Origin of the sequence: Pseudomonas sp. B21-023, assembly GCF_024749165.1 — a bacterium.
Lineage (GTDB): Bacteria > Pseudomonadota > Gammaproteobacteria > Pseudomonadales > Pseudomonadaceae > Aquipseudomonas.
Genome location: NZ_CP087190.1, coordinates 2,079,699 through 2,096,934, shown reverse-complemented (window position 1 = coordinate 2,096,934; position 17,236 = coordinate 2,079,699). Strand labels below are relative to the sequence as shown.

At 64.2% G+C, this 17,236-nt stretch carries 20 protein-coding genes; 9 read left to right on the top strand and 11 right to left on the bottom strand.

Annotated elements, in window-relative coordinates:
• Positions 1-67: 67 nt before the first annotated feature.
• The 4 genes from LOY42_RS09620 (at position 68) to LOY42_RS09605 (ending at position 3,658) form a co-directional block, all read left to right on the top strand.
• Entirely contained in the window at positions 68-1,804 is a 1,737-nt protein-coding gene (locus tag LOY42_RS09620) for a copper resistance system multicopper oxidase (protein ID WP_139670015.1), read from the top strand.
• Positions 1,797-2,702 carry a copper resistance protein B gene (locus LOY42_RS09615; RefSeq protein WP_139670013.1) on the top strand — a complete coding sequence of 302 codons (906 nt, stop codon included), beginning with the start codon at positions 1,797-1,799 and terminating at the stop codon, positions 2,700-2,702. Before LOY42_RS09620 ends, LOY42_RS09615 begins: the two co-directional genes overlap by 8 nt.
• A 90-nt stretch (positions 2,703-2,792) precedes the next feature.
• Positions 2,793-3,221, top strand: a complete 429-nt coding sequence (locus LOY42_RS09610) for a DUF411 domain-containing protein (protein ID WP_139670011.1) — start codon at positions 2,793-2,795, stop codon at positions 3,219-3,221.
• Positions 3,221-3,658, top strand: coding sequence for a YqaA family protein (locus LOY42_RS09605; RefSeq protein WP_258600386.1), 438 nt, complete (start codon positions 3,221-3,223; stop codon positions 3,656-3,658). The genes LOY42_RS09610 and LOY42_RS09605 overlap by 1 nt, the downstream gene beginning before the upstream one ends.
• Positions 3,659-3,714: 56 nt before the next feature.
• On the opposite strand, the gene LOY42_RS09600 is transcribed toward LOY42_RS09605, so the two are convergent.
• The 11 genes from LOY42_RS09600 to sctW form a co-directional block, all read right to left on the bottom strand.
• Positions 3,715-4,923, bottom strand: a complete 1,209-nt coding sequence (locus LOY42_RS09600) for a hypothetical protein (RefSeq protein WP_139670007.1) — start codon at positions 4,921-4,923, stop codon at positions 3,715-3,717.
• Positions 4,924-4,995: 72 nt separating this feature from the next.
• Positions 4,996-5,817 carry a YopD family type III secretion system translocon subunit gene (locus LOY42_RS09595; RefSeq protein ID WP_258600384.1) on the bottom strand — a complete coding sequence of 274 codons (822 nt, stop codon included), beginning with the start codon at positions 5,815-5,817 and terminating at the stop codon, positions 4,996-4,998.
• Positions 5,818-5,830: 13 nt separating this feature from the next.
• On the bottom strand, positions 5,831-6,835 hold the full coding sequence (gene sctE / locus LOY42_RS09590) for a type III secretion system translocon subunit SctE (RefSeq protein WP_177486012.1): 1,005 nt from the start codon (positions 6,833-6,835) through the stop codon (positions 5,831-5,833).
• A gap of 151 nt (positions 6,836-6,986) precedes the next feature.
• Positions 6,987-7,484 carry a SycD/LcrH family type III secretion system chaperone gene (locus LOY42_RS09585; protein ID WP_139670001.1) on the bottom strand — a complete coding sequence of 166 codons (498 nt, stop codon included), beginning with the start codon at positions 7,482-7,484 and terminating at the stop codon, positions 6,987-6,989.
• An 8-nt stretch (positions 7,485-7,492) separates the two neighbouring features.
• Entirely contained in the window at positions 7,493-8,290 is a 798-nt protein-coding gene (locus LOY42_RS09580) for a virulence-associated V antigen (RefSeq protein WP_177486011.1), read from the bottom strand.
• Between the two features lie 312 nt (positions 8,291-8,602).
• Entirely contained in the window at positions 8,603-10,702 is a 2,100-nt protein-coding gene (sctV, locus tag LOY42_RS09575; RefSeq protein WP_139669997.1) for a type III secretion system export apparatus subunit SctV, read from the bottom strand.
• Positions 10,699-11,028, bottom strand: coding sequence for a type III secretion protein (locus LOY42_RS09570; protein WP_102684891.1), 330 nt, complete (start codon positions 11,026-11,028; stop codon positions 10,699-10,701). The genes sctV and LOY42_RS09570 overlap by 4 nt, the downstream gene beginning before the upstream one ends.
• A gap of 4 nt (positions 11,029-11,032) precedes the next feature.
• Positions 11,033-11,398, bottom strand: coding sequence for a hypothetical protein (locus LOY42_RS09565; protein ID WP_177486010.1), 366 nt, complete (start codon positions 11,396-11,398; stop codon positions 11,033-11,035).
• Positions 11,395-11,766, bottom strand: coding sequence for a hypothetical protein (locus tag LOY42_RS09560; RefSeq protein WP_198753951.1), 372 nt, complete (start codon positions 11,764-11,766; stop codon positions 11,395-11,397). The genes LOY42_RS09565 and LOY42_RS09560 overlap by 4 nt, the downstream gene beginning before the upstream one ends.
• 2 nt (positions 11,767-11,768) lie before the next feature.
• Entirely contained in the window at positions 11,769-12,053 is a 285-nt protein-coding gene (locus LOY42_RS09555) for a TyeA family type III secretion system gatekeeper subunit (protein WP_102684889.1), read from the bottom strand.
• Complete coding sequence (gene sctW, locus LOY42_RS09550; RefSeq protein WP_139669993.1) at positions 12,034-12,882, bottom strand: type III secretion system gatekeeper subunit SctW; 849 nt, start codon at positions 12,880-12,882, stop codon at positions 12,034-12,036. The genes LOY42_RS09555 and sctW overlap by 20 nt, the downstream gene beginning before the upstream one ends.
• Before the next feature lie 205 nt (positions 12,883-13,087).
• On the opposite strand from sctW, the gene sctN reads away from it, so the two are divergent.
• The 5 genes from sctN (at position 13,088) to sctR (ending at position 17,235) form a co-directional block, all read left to right on the top strand.
• Entirely contained in the window at positions 13,088-14,416 is a 1,329-nt protein-coding gene (gene sctN, locus LOY42_RS09545) for a type III secretion system ATPase SctN (protein WP_258600377.1), read from the top strand.
• The gene (locus tag LOY42_RS09540; protein ID WP_258600376.1) at positions 14,407-14,877 is read left to right on the top strand and encodes a type III secretion protein; all 471 of its coding nucleotides are present in this window, start codon (positions 14,407-14,409) and stop codon (positions 14,875-14,877) included. Before sctN ends, LOY42_RS09540 begins: the two co-directional genes overlap by 10 nt.
• Positions 14,878-14,954: 77 nt before the next feature.
• Positions 14,955-15,665, top strand: a complete 711-nt coding sequence (locus tag LOY42_RS09535; RefSeq protein ID WP_258600374.1) for a type III secretion system needle length determinant — start codon at positions 14,955-14,957, stop codon at positions 15,663-15,665.
• Positions 15,662-16,585 (top strand): type III secretion system cytoplasmic ring protein SctQ, encoded by a 924-nt coding sequence (gene sctQ, locus LOY42_RS09530; RefSeq protein WP_258600372.1) that lies wholly within the window; start codon positions 15,662-15,664, stop codon positions 16,583-16,585. Before LOY42_RS09535 ends, sctQ begins: the two co-directional genes overlap by 4 nt.
• The gene (sctR, locus tag LOY42_RS09525) at positions 16,582-17,235 is read left to right on the top strand and encodes a type III secretion system export apparatus subunit SctR (RefSeq protein ID WP_258600371.1); all 654 of its coding nucleotides are present in this window, start codon (positions 16,582-16,584) and stop codon (positions 17,233-17,235) included. Before sctQ ends, sctR begins: the two co-directional genes overlap by 4 nt.
• Position 17,236 lies beyond the last annotated feature (1 nt).

The window sequence follows — 17,236 nt, the reverse complement described above, 5'->3', positions numbered from 1 at the left end:
CCGCGCCTCAGCCAGCTGACAGGCACTGGCGGCGAGGATGGTGGCAGTTTCGTAGCGAGAGCACGCCATGCCACCGACTCCAACCCGCCGCACCTTCGTCAAGGGCCTGGGCGCCGCCACCGCCCTGGCCGGCCTCGGCCTGTGGCGCCCGCTGGCCCAGGCAGCAGAGGGGCGCTTGCCGCTGCACGACCTGAGTGGCCAGCAGTTCGAACTGTTCATCGGCCAGACCCCGGTCAATATCACCGGCCGCCCACGCACCGCGCAGACCATCAACGCCAGCCTGCCCGGCCCGCAGCTGCGCTGGCGCGAAGGCGACACCGTGACCCTGCGCGTGCGCAACCGCCTGGACCAGCCCACCTCGATCCACTGGCACGGCATCATCCTGCCGGCCAACATGGACGGCGTGCCGGGGCTGAGCTTCGCCGGCATCGAACCGGGCGGCGACTACCTCTACCAGTTCACCCTGCGCCAGAGCGGCACCTACTGGTACCACAGCCACTCCGGCTTGCAGGAGCAGGCCGGCGTGTACGGCGCCATCGTCATCGAACCCCGCGAGCCTGAGCCGCACAGGTACCAGCGCGACCATGTACTGCTGTTCAGCGATTGGTCGGACCAGGCGCCGGAAGCGCTGATGGCTACGCTAAAGAAACAGTCCGACGCCTTCAACTACCACAAGCGCACGGTGGGTGACTTCATAAACGATGTCGCCGAAAGCGGCTGGCGCAACACCCTCGACAACCGCTGGGCCTGGGCGAAGATGCGCATGAGCCCCACCGACCTCGCCGACATCAGCGCTGCCGGCTACACCTACCTGCTCAACGGCCAGCCACCGGACGGCAACTTCACCTGCCTGTTCCAGCCCGGCGAAACCGTGCGCCTGCGCCTTATCAACGCTTCGGCGATGACCTATTTCGACTTTCGCATCCCCGGCCTGAAGCTCACGGTGATCGCCGCCGACGGCCTGCCGGTGACCCCGGTTACCGTGGACGAACTACGCATCGCCGTGGCCGAAACCTATGACGTGCTGGTCACCGTGGGCGACCTGCCCGCCTACACCTTGTTCGCCCAGAGCATGGACCGTACCGGCTTCGCCCGTGGCACCCTGGCCCGCGCCGCTGGATTGCAGGCTCCAGTACCCGAGCCGGACCCACGCCCGGTGCTGAACATGGACGACATGGGGCATGGCGGCATGGGCCAGATGGACCATTCGAACATGCCGGCGATGGACCACGGCAGCATGGCGGGCATGGACCACTCGGCCATGGCTGGCATGCCCATGATGCAAAGCCACCCCACCAGCGAGACCGACAACCCGCTGGTGGACATGCAGACCATGGCCCCCCGCGCCAACCTCGCCGACCCCGGCATCGGCCTGCGCGGCAATGGCCGCCGGGTATTGACCTACGCCGACCTGCGCAGTCCCTATCCCGACCCGGACGGGCGCGAACCGTCACGGGACATCGAACTGCACCTGACCGGACACATGGAACGCTTCGCCTGGTCGTTCGACGGCATCAAGTTCAGCGATGCCGAGCCGCTGCGTCTGAAGTATGGCGAGCGGGTGCGCATCACCCTGGTCAACGACACCATGATGACCCACCCCATCCACCTGCATGGCATGTGGAGCGACCTGGAAGATGAACAAGGGCGCTTCCTGGTACGCAAGCACACCCTCGACATCCCTCCCGGCAGCCGGCGCAGCTACCGTGTGACCGCCGACGCCCTGGGCCGCTGGGCCTACCACTGCCACCTGCTCTACCACATGGAGACCGGCATGTTCCGCGAGGTACGGGTCGATGAATGAGAACTGCAACCGCCGTATCGTCACCGGTGTCGCACTGATGGCCTTGCTGGCCAGCGAACGGGCCCTGGCTGCGGGCATGGACCATAAGAACCACGGCGCCATGCCAATGGACCACGGCCAGATGAACCATGGCAGCATGCCCATGGACCACAGCCTGATGAACCACGCGGCGACGCCCCCCGACCAACCACGCACACCCTTGCCGGTAGTCACCGACGCCGACCGCCGCGCCGCCTTCCCGCTCCTGCCAGGGCATCAGGTGCACGACCGGGCAACCAACTGGGCAGTGATCGTCGACCAGCTGGAGTACCAGAACTTCGAAAACAGAGGCGCCCTGAACTGGAACGCTACCGCCTGGGTCGGCGGCGATATAGACCGCCTGTGGCTGCGCAGCGAGGGTGAGCGTGAACAGGGCAAGACCCACAAAGCTGAGCTGCAGGCGCTCTGGGGCCATGCCATCAGCCCCTGGTGGGAACTGGTCGGCGGTGTGCGCCAGGACTTCAAGCCCGCCAGCGGCCAAAGCTGGGCAGCCTTCGGCATCCAGGGCACGCCGCTCTACGGCCTGGAGCTGGAAGCCACCGCCTATGCCGGCGAGCGGCAGCAGACCGCGCTGCGCCTGGAGGCCGGTTACGCTATGCTGCTGACCAATCGCTGGATCCTCGAACCGACCGTCGAAGCCAACTTCTTCGGGCGCAACGACGGCGGGCGCGAACAAGGCGCGGGGCTGGCCGAAAGCGAGGTGGGCCTGCGCCTGCGCTACGAGATCACGCGCGCGTTCGCGCCCTACGTCGGGGTCAGCTTCAACCGCCTGCACGGCAACCGCGCCGACCAGGCCCGAGAAAATGACGAGGACATCGGCCAGACCCGGTTGGTGGCCGGGGTCCGCCTGCGTTTCTGAAATTTGACGCCGGTCCTTTATGAGCTGCCAGTGTCCCTGTAGGAGCGGCGCTGATCAACCAGATATGTTTAGTTTCACAGGAGCTTCACCATGCTGCGCAAACACCTGCTCACCCTTGGCCTGCTGGCCATCACCGGCCTGGCCCAGGCCGCCGAGACCATCGACGTCTACCGCGACCCCAACTGCGGCTGCTGCAAGGCGTGGATCAAGCACCTGGGCGATAGCGGCTTCACCGTCAACGACCATGTCGAGCCGAACATGAGCGCGGTCAAGCAGCGCCTGGGCGTGGCGCCACGCCTGGCGTCGTGCCATACCGGCGTGATCAACGGCAAGTTCGTCGAAGGCCATGTGCCGGCCGAGCAGGTGCGCCTGCTGGCCAGCCGCGCCGACCTCAAGGGCCTGGCCGTGCCCGGCATGCCCATGGGCTCGCCGGGCATGGAGATGGGTGACCACAAGGACGCCTACCAGGTCATCGGCGTGACCTTGGACGACCGCGACACCGTGGTCGCCAACTACTGATGCTCAGCCTCTGGGCGCTGTTCCTCAGCGCCTTCGGCGCCGCCACCCTGCTGCCACTGCAATCGGAGGCGGTGCTGGTCGGCCTGCTGCTGCGCGACCCGCAAGCCTGGGCAACCCTGCTGCTGGTCGCCACGCTCGGCAATGTGCTGGGGTCCATCGTCAACTGGCTGCTGGGCCGGGCCATCGAGCACCTGCGCGACAAACGCTGGTTCCCGTTCAGCGCCCGCCAGCTGGAGCGCGCCCAGCAGCGCTACCAACGCTGGGGGCAATGGTCGTTGCTGCTGAGCTGGATGCCGGTGATCGGCGACCCACTGACCTTGATCGCTGGGATCATGCGCGAGCCTTTCTGGCGCTTCGTGCTGCTGGTCACCGTGGCCAAGGGCGGGCGCTATCTCGTGGTGACGATAATCACCCTGGGCTGGTTTCACACGGGGTGAGCGGGCGGGAATTCGAAGAGCTGGCTGAAGCCCGAAGCCCCCAGCCAGCGTTGCACTCAAGCCGCGTGGGCGGCTTGCAGGTCACCTAGCAGGCGTGCTGCCATGTCCAGCTTCTTCTGCAGCGTGTCCACGAACGAGTGCGCGGAGTGGGCCTGCAGCAGATTGGGCTCCAGCTTGCGCTGCCCGAAGAGATCGCCGTAAGAGTGGGACTGCCCTATTGCCTGGTGGTCCAGGACCATTGAAGCGATTGCCTTCTCGGCAGCACTGCCATGTTCGGCAAGATGCTCCAGATGCTCAAACGACTCGGAGAGCGGACTGGTCGGCCGCTGCAGCGAATTCATGGTCGCGTAGAAGTCATTGCGCGTTGGCAACGCGACCTCGTCGTCAATCTTGACAAAGCCGAGCTTGATGGCTTTCAACGACGTTACCGGATCAGGCTGACTGACAGTCGTCGTGTCGTAAACTTCTTCAGGTTTCACACGTTGAGCATCGCTCGCTCCGCCCAAAGTGTCGGCCCTCACCGAAGGGTCATCTTCGCGTGCATCCACCACGACGGCTGGTACCTGCACCCCAGGCTTCTGGGCAAACAACTCAATGAACTCGGCATCAACCTCTTTGACGAACGCCACCATCGCTTCAGGTCCCACCTGCTCGGGGTCCGGAAACTCGGCAAATCGCGAGGCCAGGAACATTACCGCATCGAGCACCCTGGCGGCAGCCTTCGGGTCGCTCTGCATCAGTGCGATATTGTCCGGGAACTGGGCTTCCTTCAAAGAATATCCGCCGACGATATCGACCTCGTTGATGCTCGTCGCAACCTTCAGCGCAGGTACAAGCTCGCCCAACTTGACGACATTCGACAACAGGCAGTTGGCGTTACGCATGATGTTGCTGCCCGTGAGCTGCTCCGTATAGCTGGCCATGAACTGCTCGGTTGGCAGGCTTTCCTGCTTGGCCAGTATTCCGCTTGCCTGCGACCTCATGACATCCGGGAGTCCCTTGGCCATCTGTTCGTTGAGTGAGCGCATCACGTCCGGCGCCGAGGCCGTGGCCTGCGTCCCACCCGCCAGGCCACCGGTGCGAAAGCCGAAGAACGCGGCAATCGTAATGAACAGCCGCATCAGGATGCCATGTTTCTGCGGCTCCTCGTGACGGGCCAAGCGCTGCGCGGACTCGCTGGTCTTGACCTGTGCGCAGTCACTGCGCTCATTGACTGGATTCAGGCTGGCACCAAATACCCAAGCCGTGGAAACCGATTCAATCATTCTGCAAACCTCTATCAAAATACCGGAAGAAAAGACCGCGGCCTCTGTCGATGTTCATGCTGCGCGACGCGCTCATACCATCACGCCCGCGGCCCTGAATCCTTGGTTGTCGTTACGCAGGATCTCCTGAATGAGCTGGCGAAGCTGGTCGATCACTTTCGCCAGGTCATCGGTGTTGCGCTGGAACAGCTCCTTCTGGTTGCCAGCAACCGTTGCTTCAAGTTCCTGCTCCTTGGCCCACACATCCTGCAACGACTTGATGGCGTGGGCGATGCCGGTGCCGAATGCAGCCCCGCTTTGTGCCACCCCATTGAGCGTGTGCAAGGTGGTGTTGCGGGTATCGATGCCGTTCTGCAGATGCTTGACCTCGATACGATTCGAGTCGATCTGTTTTTTCGAGGCCATTGTCACCTCGCCAGGCTGATCATATCTGGCGGTATGGTTGGCTTGTTCCAGGCTTTTGATCGTGCTCGCATCATCCAGGTTTCGGCGCATGCCGATGGTGCCACTGGCCAACGTGAAAACACTCAAAGCACCACTGACAACCGCCGAGGCGAACAGCGCGTTGCTGGCGGTTCTCATCCAGCCGATCTGTTCCTTGCTGGCCTGCACGCTGACCTCAGCCTGGGTTCTGCGCCCTTGCGCGTTACCGTCGCGCACCTGCATGGCAGCGCGGAGAATGGCCAGCAGGCTCTGAAGATCCTGGCTGCAAGGCATCGCCTGTGGCGCATCCAGGTCGACTTGCCCTGGCCGCGCGCAGATCTTCGCTCTCGCTGCCGGACACGGCATTGCCAGCATCGCCCACAACGGCTTCGCGGCATTGTGTCCCTCGCTCAGCGGTGATGGGGAATCCAGGGCGGGCATATGATCGATGTTGGTAATAGACAGATTCATGATTGCTCCTTGATCAAGCGATGACGTTTCGACAGGCGATGTCCGCGCAGGCTTTGTGGCGTACGCTCAACATTTCCAGCAGTTGCTCGAAGCGTTGCTGCTTCTTTGCGAGTAGTTGTTCAAGTTCCTTGGCCAGTTGCTCGAGATAGCCATGGCCCTGCTCCAGCACCAGGCGCATTTCGGCCAGTTGGGCCTCGCTGCGCAGCGCCAGCCCTTGCATCACCGAACTGGCAGCCTCACCTGCGCCCGACAGCGTGGCGGTCGCCATGCCGGCACCGGTCAAGGTCATCTGCAGCTTGGCCTGGGTGCCCGCGCTGGCAACCGAGGAGCCCCCGCTGGAGGCCACACTCTGGATTTTCTGGCCCACCGACAGGGCAACCTGCGCAGCCTTGCCACTCACCCTGCCGGCCACTTTGGCCGCGACCACCGCAAGGCTGCCGCCACAGGTGAGCACCACCGAGGCAAGGGCCAGGGCGACTTCCACCGCCATCAGCGCAGGCCCGAGGTACTTCATCACTTCTTTGGAGATATGCCCGTCCTCGGCTGCCTGGTTCAACGACATGGACACGACCCCCATGACGCCACCGGCGATCATCAGGGCGCCCGCCACGGCGCCCAGGCCCGTCGCAACCATCACCGTGCCGACCACGATGGACACGATGGCCGCTGCCCAGCCGAAGACCTTGGCAAAAACACTCGCCGTGCCGGCGTCCTGATGGCGCTGGCTCACCTCTGCCATTTTCTGCGCGTTGAGCGCCATCTGCTGGCGGTTCTGCTCGGTCATCTGCCGAACTTGCTGCAGGTTGAGTTCGGTCTGGCGGGCGCCCAACCGGCTCAGCAGTTCAGTGAGGCGGATATCCAGCTCGGCATCGGAAATCTCTCCGGCGAGCTGCCCGAGTATCAACGCTCCGACATCGGGTAGCGTGGCCAATGCCGGCTGCATGAAGCGCCCGGGGTCGACACTTTTATCGAGCAGGCCGTGAAGGTCGCGTCCGGTTGCCAGAGACTCCTGAATCACCGGAGGGTCCAACCTGACATTACGATCAGGCCGGGATGGCGTGGCTACCGAGGCCATACCGGTATCGCCTGGCAAGCGGACGGCCGTGCCCGTCATTGGCGTTTCAATCTCGCTTGCAGCCGCGATCACCCGCGCTTCAGTGACGAAGTGTTCAGTTCGCATGGCTCGCAGCCTCCTTCTGTCGCAATGCCTCAAGTAGCCCCTGTGCCCTGCTCGCCAAACCACCCTGTTCACCGTTCTCTGCCAACGCCTGCGCGTGTTCGTAGCCGCTGCGGGCCGAAACCAGGTCACCCAGATGCTGTTGACATTCAGCGGCATGCAAGCAGAAACGTGGGTCGTGCGGTGCAAGCATTGCGCCGTAGGCGTAGGCCGGTAACGCCTCCTGATAACGCTGCAACGCCTGGTAGCAGGCTGCCACCCCGAGAAATGCCCGGGCGTCGTAGTGGTCGAGCGCCGCCAGCCCCTTGAACATCGTCAAGGCATCCTCCAACCGCCCCCCCTGGTAGAAGCCGAATGCCTGGGCATAGAGCGTTTCAAGCTGTGCCGCGCCAATCCCGCGCAACATGGCGAACGTGCCGCCCTCAGCGAAGAAACCTTCGATCGCCTCGGCCTCGATGGCATCGGCGCCTATCTGTTGTGCTGCAGTCATCAATCACCTCAGTTCTGCATAATCTTCGACAGCATCGAGAACCACGTCTCGACGAACTTCATCATCACCTCGGTGGAGGTGGTGTACCGCGACCCCACGTCATTGAGCAGGGTGGTCTGCTCGGTCACCTTGTCGTTGACGATGCGGGTGCGATCGCTCAAGGCCTGGGAGAAGTTGGCCAGCGGGTTGTTGTCCTTGTGCCAGCTATATTGCGATTCCAGGCCATCCATCGGTCCGCTGACCCTGTGTGGACGACGATCACTGCCGTTGGGCGAAATGCCAGTGGGCGTGTCTGCCAGGAACTGCCGCACCGTCACGACTGCATTGCCGTACGACGCAAGCAATCGGCGTTCAGGGCTGGTTTCCCAGGCAGCCGCATCCAGGTCGTACAACTTCGGGTCGAAGAGGTTGAAGCCCGGGTCCTGAAGATCGAAGGTGCCCTTGGCTGCCATGACCACGTTGACCTTGGACTGGATCACGCTGAAGATCTTCAGCTCCGCGGTGAGGCTCTTCAGTTGCTCGCTGAGCTCGGTACGCTCGGCTTTCTGCTTGCGCATGCGCAAACCCATCGCCGCCATTACCAGCTCGTCCATGCGTAGCCGTTCGCCCAGGTTCACCAGCTGCACGGGTGCGCCCGGCAACCACGCCGCATAGGCTTCCAGCAACTGGATCAGCGCATCGACAGGCTGGTCGGGCAGCGGATGCGGCAGCAGGCTGTCGAAGTAGGGTCGGCTCTGCGCCAATCGCGCCTGCCCCTCGGGGCCCAGCAAGGTCTCTATGACCTGGCGCCGGTACTCGCGGCTCAAAGGCAGGCCTTGACCATCCGCTGCCGTGATCGCGTTTTGGTCGAGAAACCGCTCCACCCTCTGAATGTCCACCCAGATCGGCGGGGGGGCCACGCGATCGACAGGCGACAAGGGCGCAGGGCGATTCAATACATCGATAGAACTGCTCATCATCTGCTTCCGATTGGCTGGTTACCCCGTCTCGAGGTGAGCCTGGCCATGACCAGGTCGAGGTACCGACAGATGCAGTCTAATGAGGCGGTGGCGGTCGTTCCGTCAGGCCCGGCCGCGATTTTGTAGTTCAGGGGTACGGTTTCTGACGCCAGAATGGCGTCAGCCAATGCGCCCCAGTGGCTGGATGTTGATCTGCGTGGTGAGTTCCTGAAAGGACAGCACAGGCAAGTCGGAATAAACGCCTTCGACCAACTTGCGCACATAGCGCCGGATGTCCATGGACACCACGAGCACGGGCCTTGCCTGGGCTTCATGCAGGTTGCCCACCGCAGCTTTGACCTGGGCGAGAAAGGCATCGCTCTGCGCAGGTTCCAGGGCCAGGTAGCTGCCGGCGCTGGTCTGGCGGATGCCGTTGCGGATCATCTCCTCGACCGCCGGGTCGAGCAGGTAGGCCGGCAGCAGGTTGTGGCCACTGGCGTACTTGTAGCAGATGTAGCGCTTGAGGCTGCTGCGCACATATTCGGCCAACTGCACCACGTCCTTTTCCTTCTGCCCCCATTCGACCAGGGCCTCGAGGATCGAACGCATGTTGCGGATCGAGATGCCCTCGCCCACCAACCGCTGAAAGACCTCGTTGATTCGCTGCAACGGCAGGATCCGCTGTACCTCCTTGACCAGCTCACCATAGCCCTGCTCCATCTGCTCCAGCAGGTAGCGGGTCTCCTGGATGCCGATGAAATCCCCGGCGTATTCGCACAAGACATGGGACAGGTGCCAGGCAAGTACCTGGTCGACTGCCAGGAAGGCACAGCCGGCACGCTCCAGGCAATCACGCAGGTCCTGCTCCACCCAAAGGCTGGCACGCCCAGACAACAGCGCTTGGCCCTCTACGTAGGGCACGCCGACAAGCGCCAGCTGAGCTGGCTGCTCCTGAACCAGCAGATACCCAGGCATCAGTTCGCCTCGCGCCACCGGCACTTCCTGCAACAGGATGCGGTACTCCCCAGGGCCAAGCGCGCTGTTGAAACGCAGGCGGATACCAGGGAACGGCACGCCATGGTCCAGGTAGAGCGCCTGGCGGACCCGTGCCAGTTCATCGTTCAACGAGGCGGCCTCCAGGGCGGCTTGCAACTCGCTGTCCACATCGATGAGCAAGGGCACCGTCAGGGCAAAGGCCTGCGGGTCGGCGCCCATCTTCGCCTTGCCTGCGGGTTTCAGCGCTGGCGCACCGGCACCATTGGCCAGCAACGCCGGCAGACCGCCACTGTGCTGCTGGTCAGCCTCTTCGACACGCCGCTGGCGGAGCGCCCACCAGCCACCGCCCCCGACCATCAATGCGAGAATGAAGAACGTGACTGTCGGGAAGCCCGGGATGAGACCGAACAACCCCAGCAAGGCGCCACCGATCAGCAGCGCCTTGGGCTGCGCCATGACCTGGCTGCCGATATTCGCCCCCAAGTCATGGGCGCCTTGACCGTCACGGGTGACGATGATTCCCGCCGTGATGGCGATCAACAACGCCGGCACCTGGCTGACCATACCGTCACCGACGGTGAGTACCGCGTAGAGCTGCAGCGCGTCACCCGCGCTCATGCCCTTCTGCATCACGCCGATGGCCAGCCCTGCCAGCAGGTTGACGATGATGATCAGCAACCCGGCGATAGCGTCGCCCTTGACGAACTTCATCGCGCCATCCATGGCACCGAACATCTGGCTGGCCTTCTCCACCTCGCCGCGGCGCTCACGGGCTTCGTTGACGTCGATGACGCCGGCGCGCAGGTCGCCGTCGATGCTCATCTGCTTGCCCGGCATGGCGTCGAGGGAAAACCGCGCGCTGACTTCCGCCACCCGCTCGGCGCCCTTGGTGATGACCAGGAACTGCACGATGGTGATGATCAGGAACAGGATGCAGCCCACCACCAGGTTGCCGCCCACCACGAAGTCGCCGAAGGTCTGCACGATCTGCCCGGCATCGGCCTCCAGCAGGATCATCCGCGTGGTACTGATCGACAGCGCCAGGCGGAACAGCGTGGTGACCAGCAGCACCGAGGGGAACACCGAGAAATGCAGCGGCGAGACCACGTACACCGACATCATCAGCAGCACTACGGCGATGGTGATGTTCAGGGCGATCAGCAAGTCCAGCAGCAGGGGCGGCAGCGGCAGGATCATCATGAACACCACCGCCAGCAACATCACGGCCAGCATCAGGTCCTTGCGTGCGCCGATCTGGCCAAGTATTCGGGGCAGCTGATTCATGGGCATGCCTTGCGCCGCTGGTACTCGGCATAGGTGGCCTGGGCCTGCTCCAATCGGCCGGCCATTTGCTGTGCCTGGCTCAGGCACAGCCACAAGGGCGGCTGCAGCTCGCCCGCGTCACGCAGCGCCAGGCACTGACGTTCGGCCCCCGCCCAATCGCCCAGCTCCAGCGCCACCACCACTGCGGCTCGACACCCGGCGCGATGCTGGGGATCGGCGCGCAACAGCACCTCCAGCAACACCCGCGCCCGTTCGGGCCAACCGCATTGCAGATGCAACCAGGCCAACAACTGCAAGACATCCTGCTGTTCGTTCGACAATTTCATGTATTCACACCTTGAGCAGGACGTTAACGCAGCACTCCAGCGTACGGCGGTCGGCCAGTAGCGCTTGCACCAGTGCCGCCGCCTCTGGGCACCCGGGGGCCTGCGAGGCAAGCAGCTGTTCCACCAGCGAGCCCAGTGCTCGGGTGAAATGCTGCGGGTTGTAAAGGCTGCGCAGTTCATGTTCGGGCCTGGCGTACGCCAGACGCAGGCGTGCCGCCTGATGCTGCGGGTACAGCTCACGCAAGTGCGCCTGCACCGGCTGCCCCGGCATAGGCAGAGCGTCGCATTCTGGCTGGGCAAGCGCCGCGTCGGCTGGCGCCCACGGCAGCGAGAAATCATGGGCCTGCCCGGCCAGCTCGATAACGCTCATGCTGCCAACACCTCGGTGCGTACCCGCGTCAGCAAGCGATAGGCCCGATGCAAGGCCTGCTCGGTCAAACCGTGTTCGTCGAGGCCTGCCAGCAGCACCAGATGATCGTTGGCAAGCAGACCACAGCGCAGCAGGCAACCACAGGCCTGGTGTTCGTACACCTGCCTGAGCGCACACCGCATGGCGCGCTCGAACATCGCCCCGTGCACGGAAAAATCCAGCCACAGCGTCAACTGCCCTGCTAGCCGTTCGAGCTGCAAAACGCCTGCACCTGGCAACTCCAGGCGCAGCAAAGGTTCCTGCGGTTGCGCTGGCGCCACACCCAAGTCGCGACAGAACTGGGCCACGGCTGCCGTGCAAAAGCCCATGCTCATGCCTCCCGCGCGCCGCACAGCATCGCCTCCTCATCGTCGACGGCCTGGTCCATGGCCAACTGCCAGACTGCCAACAGATGCTCGCGTTGCGCCTCGTCGCTGAATACTTGCACGGGCAGCAGACGGAAGATCCGCTGTAACTCCCGCAGGCACTGGATACGTTGCACCTGCGGGCCAAGCGGCAACGCCGCGAGCAGGCGCTGGATGTCCTGCACCGTTGCCCAGCGTTTGTCGATCAACGCCAGCAAGTCGCTGACCAGGTCAGAAGGTCCGTACGCCACTGGGCTCTCCGGCAAGCTGGCGGAACAGCGCGACAGTGTCGCCTTCCAGTTTCTTGAGCGCCTGCACCAGCTTCATGTCGCTGATGACCTGTTGCAGCCGGTTACTGTCCAGGCTCGAGGACGGCCCATTGATATGGCTGGCCAGGCCGTTGAGCATGAACTGCGCGATGTCGTCGATGGCGGCATCGCCAAAGCGCGCACGCAGCTCATCCCAGGCATGCCTGAGCCCGCGATAGTCGCACAGGAAATCGCAGTACACGCCGCGCAACGCTACCACTTCGGCCACCCCCTGCGCCTGCGTTGCCTGGGCCAGCGGACCGATCTCGATGCCCAGCTCGATCGCCTGGCCATGGGTCTGCGTCAAGGCTGCCATGGCCTGGTCCAGCTTGCCGGCCAAGCCATGCGCATCAACCGTCGTGCCCAACGCGTCGCGGGCATAGGCCAACGCCAGGTAGCGATGACAGGCCTCAGCAGAAAATCCATCCAGGCGGGCCTGCAGCTCACCCGGAGTCAGCTGAGGGTGCTGGCGCAACCAGGCCACCAGCTCATCCAGTGATCGACGCTGCACATCCGGCACCTTGGCCAGCATGGCCTCGGCCTCCTGGCCCGCGCGCAAACCCAGCTGGCGCGCATCGGTGACGCGGCTGCGGGTACTGAGCCGCGCGTTGGCCAGTGACGAGAACGCCATGGACACCTCCTCCGCCATGCTGGCCTGCTGCGCCATCGGCGCCACCTGCCGCGCTTGCAGGACCGACTGCCCCTGCGCCTCCCAACCGGGCAGCATGGCCAGTCCCGGTTCACTGCGTAAAAAGCCGACGCCTTCGCTCATCCCCACCTCGTCGTCGCATCAAAGAATGAGCGCCATGCTAGAGGTAAGCCCTGCGCCCCTCTGTTGCCACTGGCCGCTTCTTTTTAGCCTGTCGCCAAGCGCGACAGCGTCCGACCGAAAACTAAAAACATGCGCCTCACAGTGAAATCCGCTGCGCGGCAGGCTACCTAGAATGGCGCCCATCATTCGCGCTGCAACCTTTCCCATGCCGCCATCGCTGCTCCAGACTCCCCAGGCCCTGCTGGCCGCCGTGAACAACGCCACACTGGTGCAAGCCAACGGCAAGGTCACCCAGGTCACCGGCACCTTGATCCGTGCACTGGCGCCCGGCGTGCAGGTCGGCGAACTGTGCCGGCTGCGCAGGCCGGGCGGCCTGCCTGAACTGTTGGCCGAAGTCATCGGCCTGCAGCAGGACCAGGCGCTGCTCGCTCCGCTGGGCGACATGCAGGGGCTGTGCACGCGCACCGAGGTATGCCCCACCGGCGGCATGCACCGCGTGGGTGTAGGCGAGCATTTGCTGGGGACGGTGCTGGATGGCCTGGGCAACCCGCTCGACGGCAGCCCGCCGGCTGCACCACAAGCCTGGTACCCCGTGCATAGGGACGCGCCATCGCCACTGAGCCGCAAGCTGGTCGATACCCCCTTGAGCCTGGGTGTGCGCTGTATCGATGGCCTGCTCACCTGTGCCGAAGGGCAACGCACAGGCATCTTCGCCCCCGCCGGTGGCGGCAAGAGCACCCTGCTGGCCACGCTGCTGCGCAACGCCGAGGCAGACGTGATCGTGCTCGCCCTGATCGGCGAGCGCGGTCGCGAGGTACGTGAATTCATTCACCACGAACTCGGCGAGCACGGCCTGCGGCGTGCGGTGCTGGTGGTCGCGACCTCCGACCGCCCGGCCATGGAGCGCGCCCGGGCGGCCTTCGTCGCCACCAGCGTCGCCGAATATTTCCGCGACCAGGGCAACAAGGTCCTGTTGCTGATGGATTCCCTGACCCGCTTCGCCCGGGCCCAGCGGGAGATCGGCCTGGCCGCGGGCGAACCGCCGACCCGGCGCGGCTTTCCGCCTTCGGTGTTCGCCCAGTTGCCGCGCCTGCTGGAACGCGCCGGGCAATCGGCCAAGGGCTCGATCACCGCACTCTACACGGTGCTGGTGGAAGGCGATGACCTGAACGAACCGATCGCCGAGGAAACCCGCTCGATCCTCGATGGCCATATCGTCCTGTCACAGGCCCTGGCAGCCGCCAACCACTACCCGGCCATCGACGTGCTGCGCTCGGTCAGCCGGGTCATGCACCAGGTCGTCAGCCCGGAACACCGTGCCGCCGCCGGACTACTGCGCGAATGGATGGCCCGGTATGAGGAAGTCGAACTGCTGCTCAGGATCGGTGAGTACACGCAGGGCCAGGATCCACTCGCGGACCAGGCCATCGGCAAACGCGAAGCCATCCGCGCCTGGCTGTGCCAGCCCCCCAACGAAAACGTCTCGCTGCGGCAGAGCCTCGACCAACTACTGGAGATCACCCGGTGCCCCTGACCGCCCTTGCGAAAATCAAGCAACGCAGACTTCAGCGGGCCGAGCGTGAAGCGCGAAGCCAGCTGGCCCTTCTACAGGCGACAGAGCAAGCCGAGGCACAGGCCGTCGATGCGCACCTGGCGTTTTGCCGCGGGTCCCGCGAAGAACAACAACGCCTGTTCGCCGCGCATGTCGGCCAGTTGACCGACTGTCGTGCCTTGGAGCACTGGCGCCGGCAGGTCGGCCTGCTCGGTGAGCGCGAAGCGAGCCTGCATGGGCAAGTCGTTGCCTGCAAGGCTGCACTGGCGCGCCAGTACACGGCACATCAGCAGGCCCAAGCGCAGCTCGCCCAGACCCGAAAAAAAAGGGACAGTTTCGTCCAACTGCGGGACCAGGCACACCTGCGTGCCACTCGATTGGCGGAGCGCAGGCAGGAGTTCGAGTTGGAGGAGCACTGTTTACACGGTGGCTTGCAACCATGAAGACCCTGCCTGTGCCTGCCTTACTACCCCCCTCGACTGACACGCCTCGCTCGCCTCCCCGGAACAGCCAGCGGCTGTTGTTCGAACAGCTGCTGCTACCCCCGCCAGACAGGCAGGGCATCCCTCGGGAGCCAGACCATCTGGGCCTTGGCTATCCATTGGCGCCCGCCCTGGCCCGGGCAGACCACTACCCACCTGTGCTCGAACCACCCGCGCTCACCGAGGACTCGGTCAGTCATCCGTTCACCTCGACGAAGCCCGAGGAGACCGAGACGCACCAGCCGACCGGCCCAAATTTGCCCGAGGCCAGGCATCAAGATGTTCGCGAGCACACCGACAGCCTGCCGGGTCGTCTGCAACCCCATGAAAGCGCCATGCCGGCCCCGGTTCATGCCATGACCTGTGAACGTGCAGTGGTTGAGAGGGTACTGTCCTGCCCAGGCGTATCACCCACCCAAGATCTGCAGGCACTGGTGGATCGTCTGCAGCTGCAAGTGCTCGGTTGCAAAGCCGACAACCGCGAACTGACCCTGCTGCGTGCTCGGCTGCCGCAGTTGGGCCCTGTCGAGGTGCAGATGCGCCATGTCGGCTCAGGTTTGCAGGTAGAGGTCCAGGCCGCGCCAGCGAGTCTGCGACAGTTGCAGGTGGCCTGCGCGGACCTGCTTGATCGTCTGCAACGGCTGGATCCTGCGCAGCAGGTCAGCCTCGGTTTTGCCGCCAATGGCGGCGGTGAGCAGGGCTCACGCAACCGGCGCCACGTGCTCGACGAGTGGTGGCCCGAACCATGAACCCTGCGAATTTCCCATCCGCTGCCCAACAGGAGCTGCACCTGCAGCGACTGCTGAGCCATCGCCAACGCAACTATGGCGACGCAGAGCGCCAGGCCTTGCTGGACATCGCCGCTTGCGAGGGCGACCCCGACCTGGCCGTGCTGGTCGATTGGCAGGGCGTGCCGGTGCGCCTGCTTTGCCGGCGGCAGCATCTGGCGCAATGGCTGGCGCCGCATTTGCAGGAAGCCGACTTCGCCAGCCTGCCGGCGCCAGTGCAACTGGCGTTGCTGCAACGGGACAGCCCTTGGCTTCCTGGCCTGCAATGCCTGGGTATAGAACCGGCAGGTGTCTGCCGGGGCACGCCCTGCCTGCAAGTATCGCTGAAGCATGCCGCCAGCACGCTGACCTGCTGGCTGCAGGGCGATTCTGAGCGCCTGCTGGCCACCTTGCCGAGACGCCCAATGCGCGAACGTCTGAACATCGCGCTGAACCTCTCGTTGCAATGGCGCCCCCTCGAACTGTCGCTGCACGAGCTGCGTGGCCTCGGCACCGGCGACATCCTGCTGCTACCCGCCGCCGCGCCAGTATCACCCCGGTTGCTCGGCGTGCTCGACGGCCACCCCTGGGCAGAACTGCTGCTCGACGACACACATCTGGAGCTAGTCCGCATGCACGATTCGTTACCGCTGCCCGATACCGCACTGGGGGAACTGGAGCAATTGCCCATTGCGGTCAGTTTCGAAGTCGGTCGCCAGACCCTGGACCTGCACACACTGTCGACCCTGGGGCCAGGCGCCCTGATCGAGCTGCACAGCCCGCTGGCGGCCGAGGTGCGCATTCTTGCCAATCAGCGCTGTATCGGCAGCGGCCTGCTGGTGCGCATCGACGGTCGTCTCGGGGTGCGTGTGACCCGGCTGCTGGAAAACGACCCGACATGATCCAGCTGCCCGACGAACTGAGCCTGATCCTTGGCCTGGCGCTGCTGTCGCTGGCCCCTTTCATCGCAGTCATGGCTACCTCGTTCCTGAAGATGACCGTGGTCTTCTCGCTACTGCGCAACGCCCTGGGTGTGCAGCAGATCCCACCCAACATGGCCTTGTATGGCCTGGCGATCATCCTCAGTATCTACGTCATGGCGCCGGTAGGCATGGCCACCTACGACTACCTGAATGCCCATGAGACGACCCTCGGTGACGCACCCTCGATCGAACGTTTTCTCGACGAGGGCCTGGCACCGTTTCGCGCGTTTCTCGACAAGCATGTCAATGAACGCGAACGCGCCTTCTTTCTCGACAGCACCCGCCAGTTGTGGCCCAGCCGCTACGCCGAACAGGTCGATGGCAACAGCCTGCTGGTCCTGCTGCCCGCGTTCACCATCAGCGAATTGACCCGGGCCTTCGAGATCGGCTTCCTGATCTACCTGCCGTTCATCGCCATCGACCTGATCATTTCCAACATCCTGTTGGCCATGGGCATGATGATGGTCTCGCCAGTGACCATCTCGCTGCCGTTCAAACTGCTGCTGTTCGTCCTGCTCGATGGCTGGGGGCGCCTCTCCCACAGCTTGGTGCTGAGCTACGGGGGCTGAG

Excerpts from the sequence above, each read along its gene's own strand:
- sctW (WP_139669993.1), bottom strand. The coding sequence starts at position 12,882 with ATGAGCGAAGGCGTCGGCTTTTTACGCAGTGAACCGGGACTGGCCATG.
- LOY42_RS09615 (WP_139670013.1), top strand. The coding sequence starts at position 1,797 with ATGAATGAGAACTGCAACCGCCGTATCGTCACCGGTGTCGCACTGATG.
- LOY42_RS09600 (WP_139670007.1), bottom strand. The coding sequence starts at position 4,923 with ATGATTGAATCGGTTTCCACGGCTTGGGTATTTGGTGCCAGCCTGAAT.
- LOY42_RS09565 (WP_177486010.1), bottom strand. The coding sequence starts at position 11,398 with ATGAGCGTTATCGAGCTGGCCGGGCAGGCCCATGATTTCTCGCTGCCG.
- LOY42_RS09605 (WP_258600386.1), top strand. The coding sequence starts at position 3,221 with ATGCTCAGCCTCTGGGCGCTGTTCCTCAGCGCCTTCGGCGCCGCCACC.
- LOY42_RS09595 (WP_258600384.1), bottom strand. The coding sequence starts at position 5,817 with ATGAATCTGTCTATTACCAACATCGATCATATGCCCGCCCTGGATTCC.
- sctV (WP_139669997.1), bottom strand. The coding sequence starts at position 10,702 with ATGAATCAGCTGCCCCGAATACTTGGCCAGATCGGCGCACGCAAGGAC.
- LOY42_RS09570 (WP_102684891.1), bottom strand. The coding sequence starts at position 11,028 with ATGAAATTGTCGAACGAACAGCAGGATGTCTTGCAGTTGTTGGCCTGG.
- LOY42_RS09560 (WP_198753951.1), bottom strand. The coding sequence starts at position 11,766 with ATGGGCTTTTGCACGGCAGCCGTGGCCCAGTTCTGTCGCGACTTGGGT.
- sctN (WP_258600377.1), top strand. The coding sequence starts at position 13,088 with ATGCCGCCATCGCTGCTCCAGACTCCCCAGGCCCTGCTGGCCGCCGTG.
- sctR (WP_258600371.1), top strand. The coding sequence starts at position 16,582 with ATGATCCAGCTGCCCGACGAACTGAGCCTGATCCTTGGCCTGGCGCTG.
- LOY42_RS09585 (WP_139670001.1), bottom strand. The coding sequence starts at position 7,484 with ATGACTGCAGCACAACAGATAGGCGCCGATGCCATCGAGGCCGAGGCG.
- sctQ (WP_258600372.1), top strand. The coding sequence starts at position 15,662 with ATGAACCCTGCGAATTTCCCATCCGCTGCCCAACAGGAGCTGCACCTG.
- LOY42_RS09620 (WP_139670015.1), top strand. The coding sequence starts at position 68 with ATGCCACCGACTCCAACCCGCCGCACCTTCGTCAAGGGCCTGGGCGCC.
- LOY42_RS09610 (WP_139670011.1), top strand. The coding sequence starts at position 2,793 with ATGCTGCGCAAACACCTGCTCACCCTTGGCCTGCTGGCCATCACCGGC.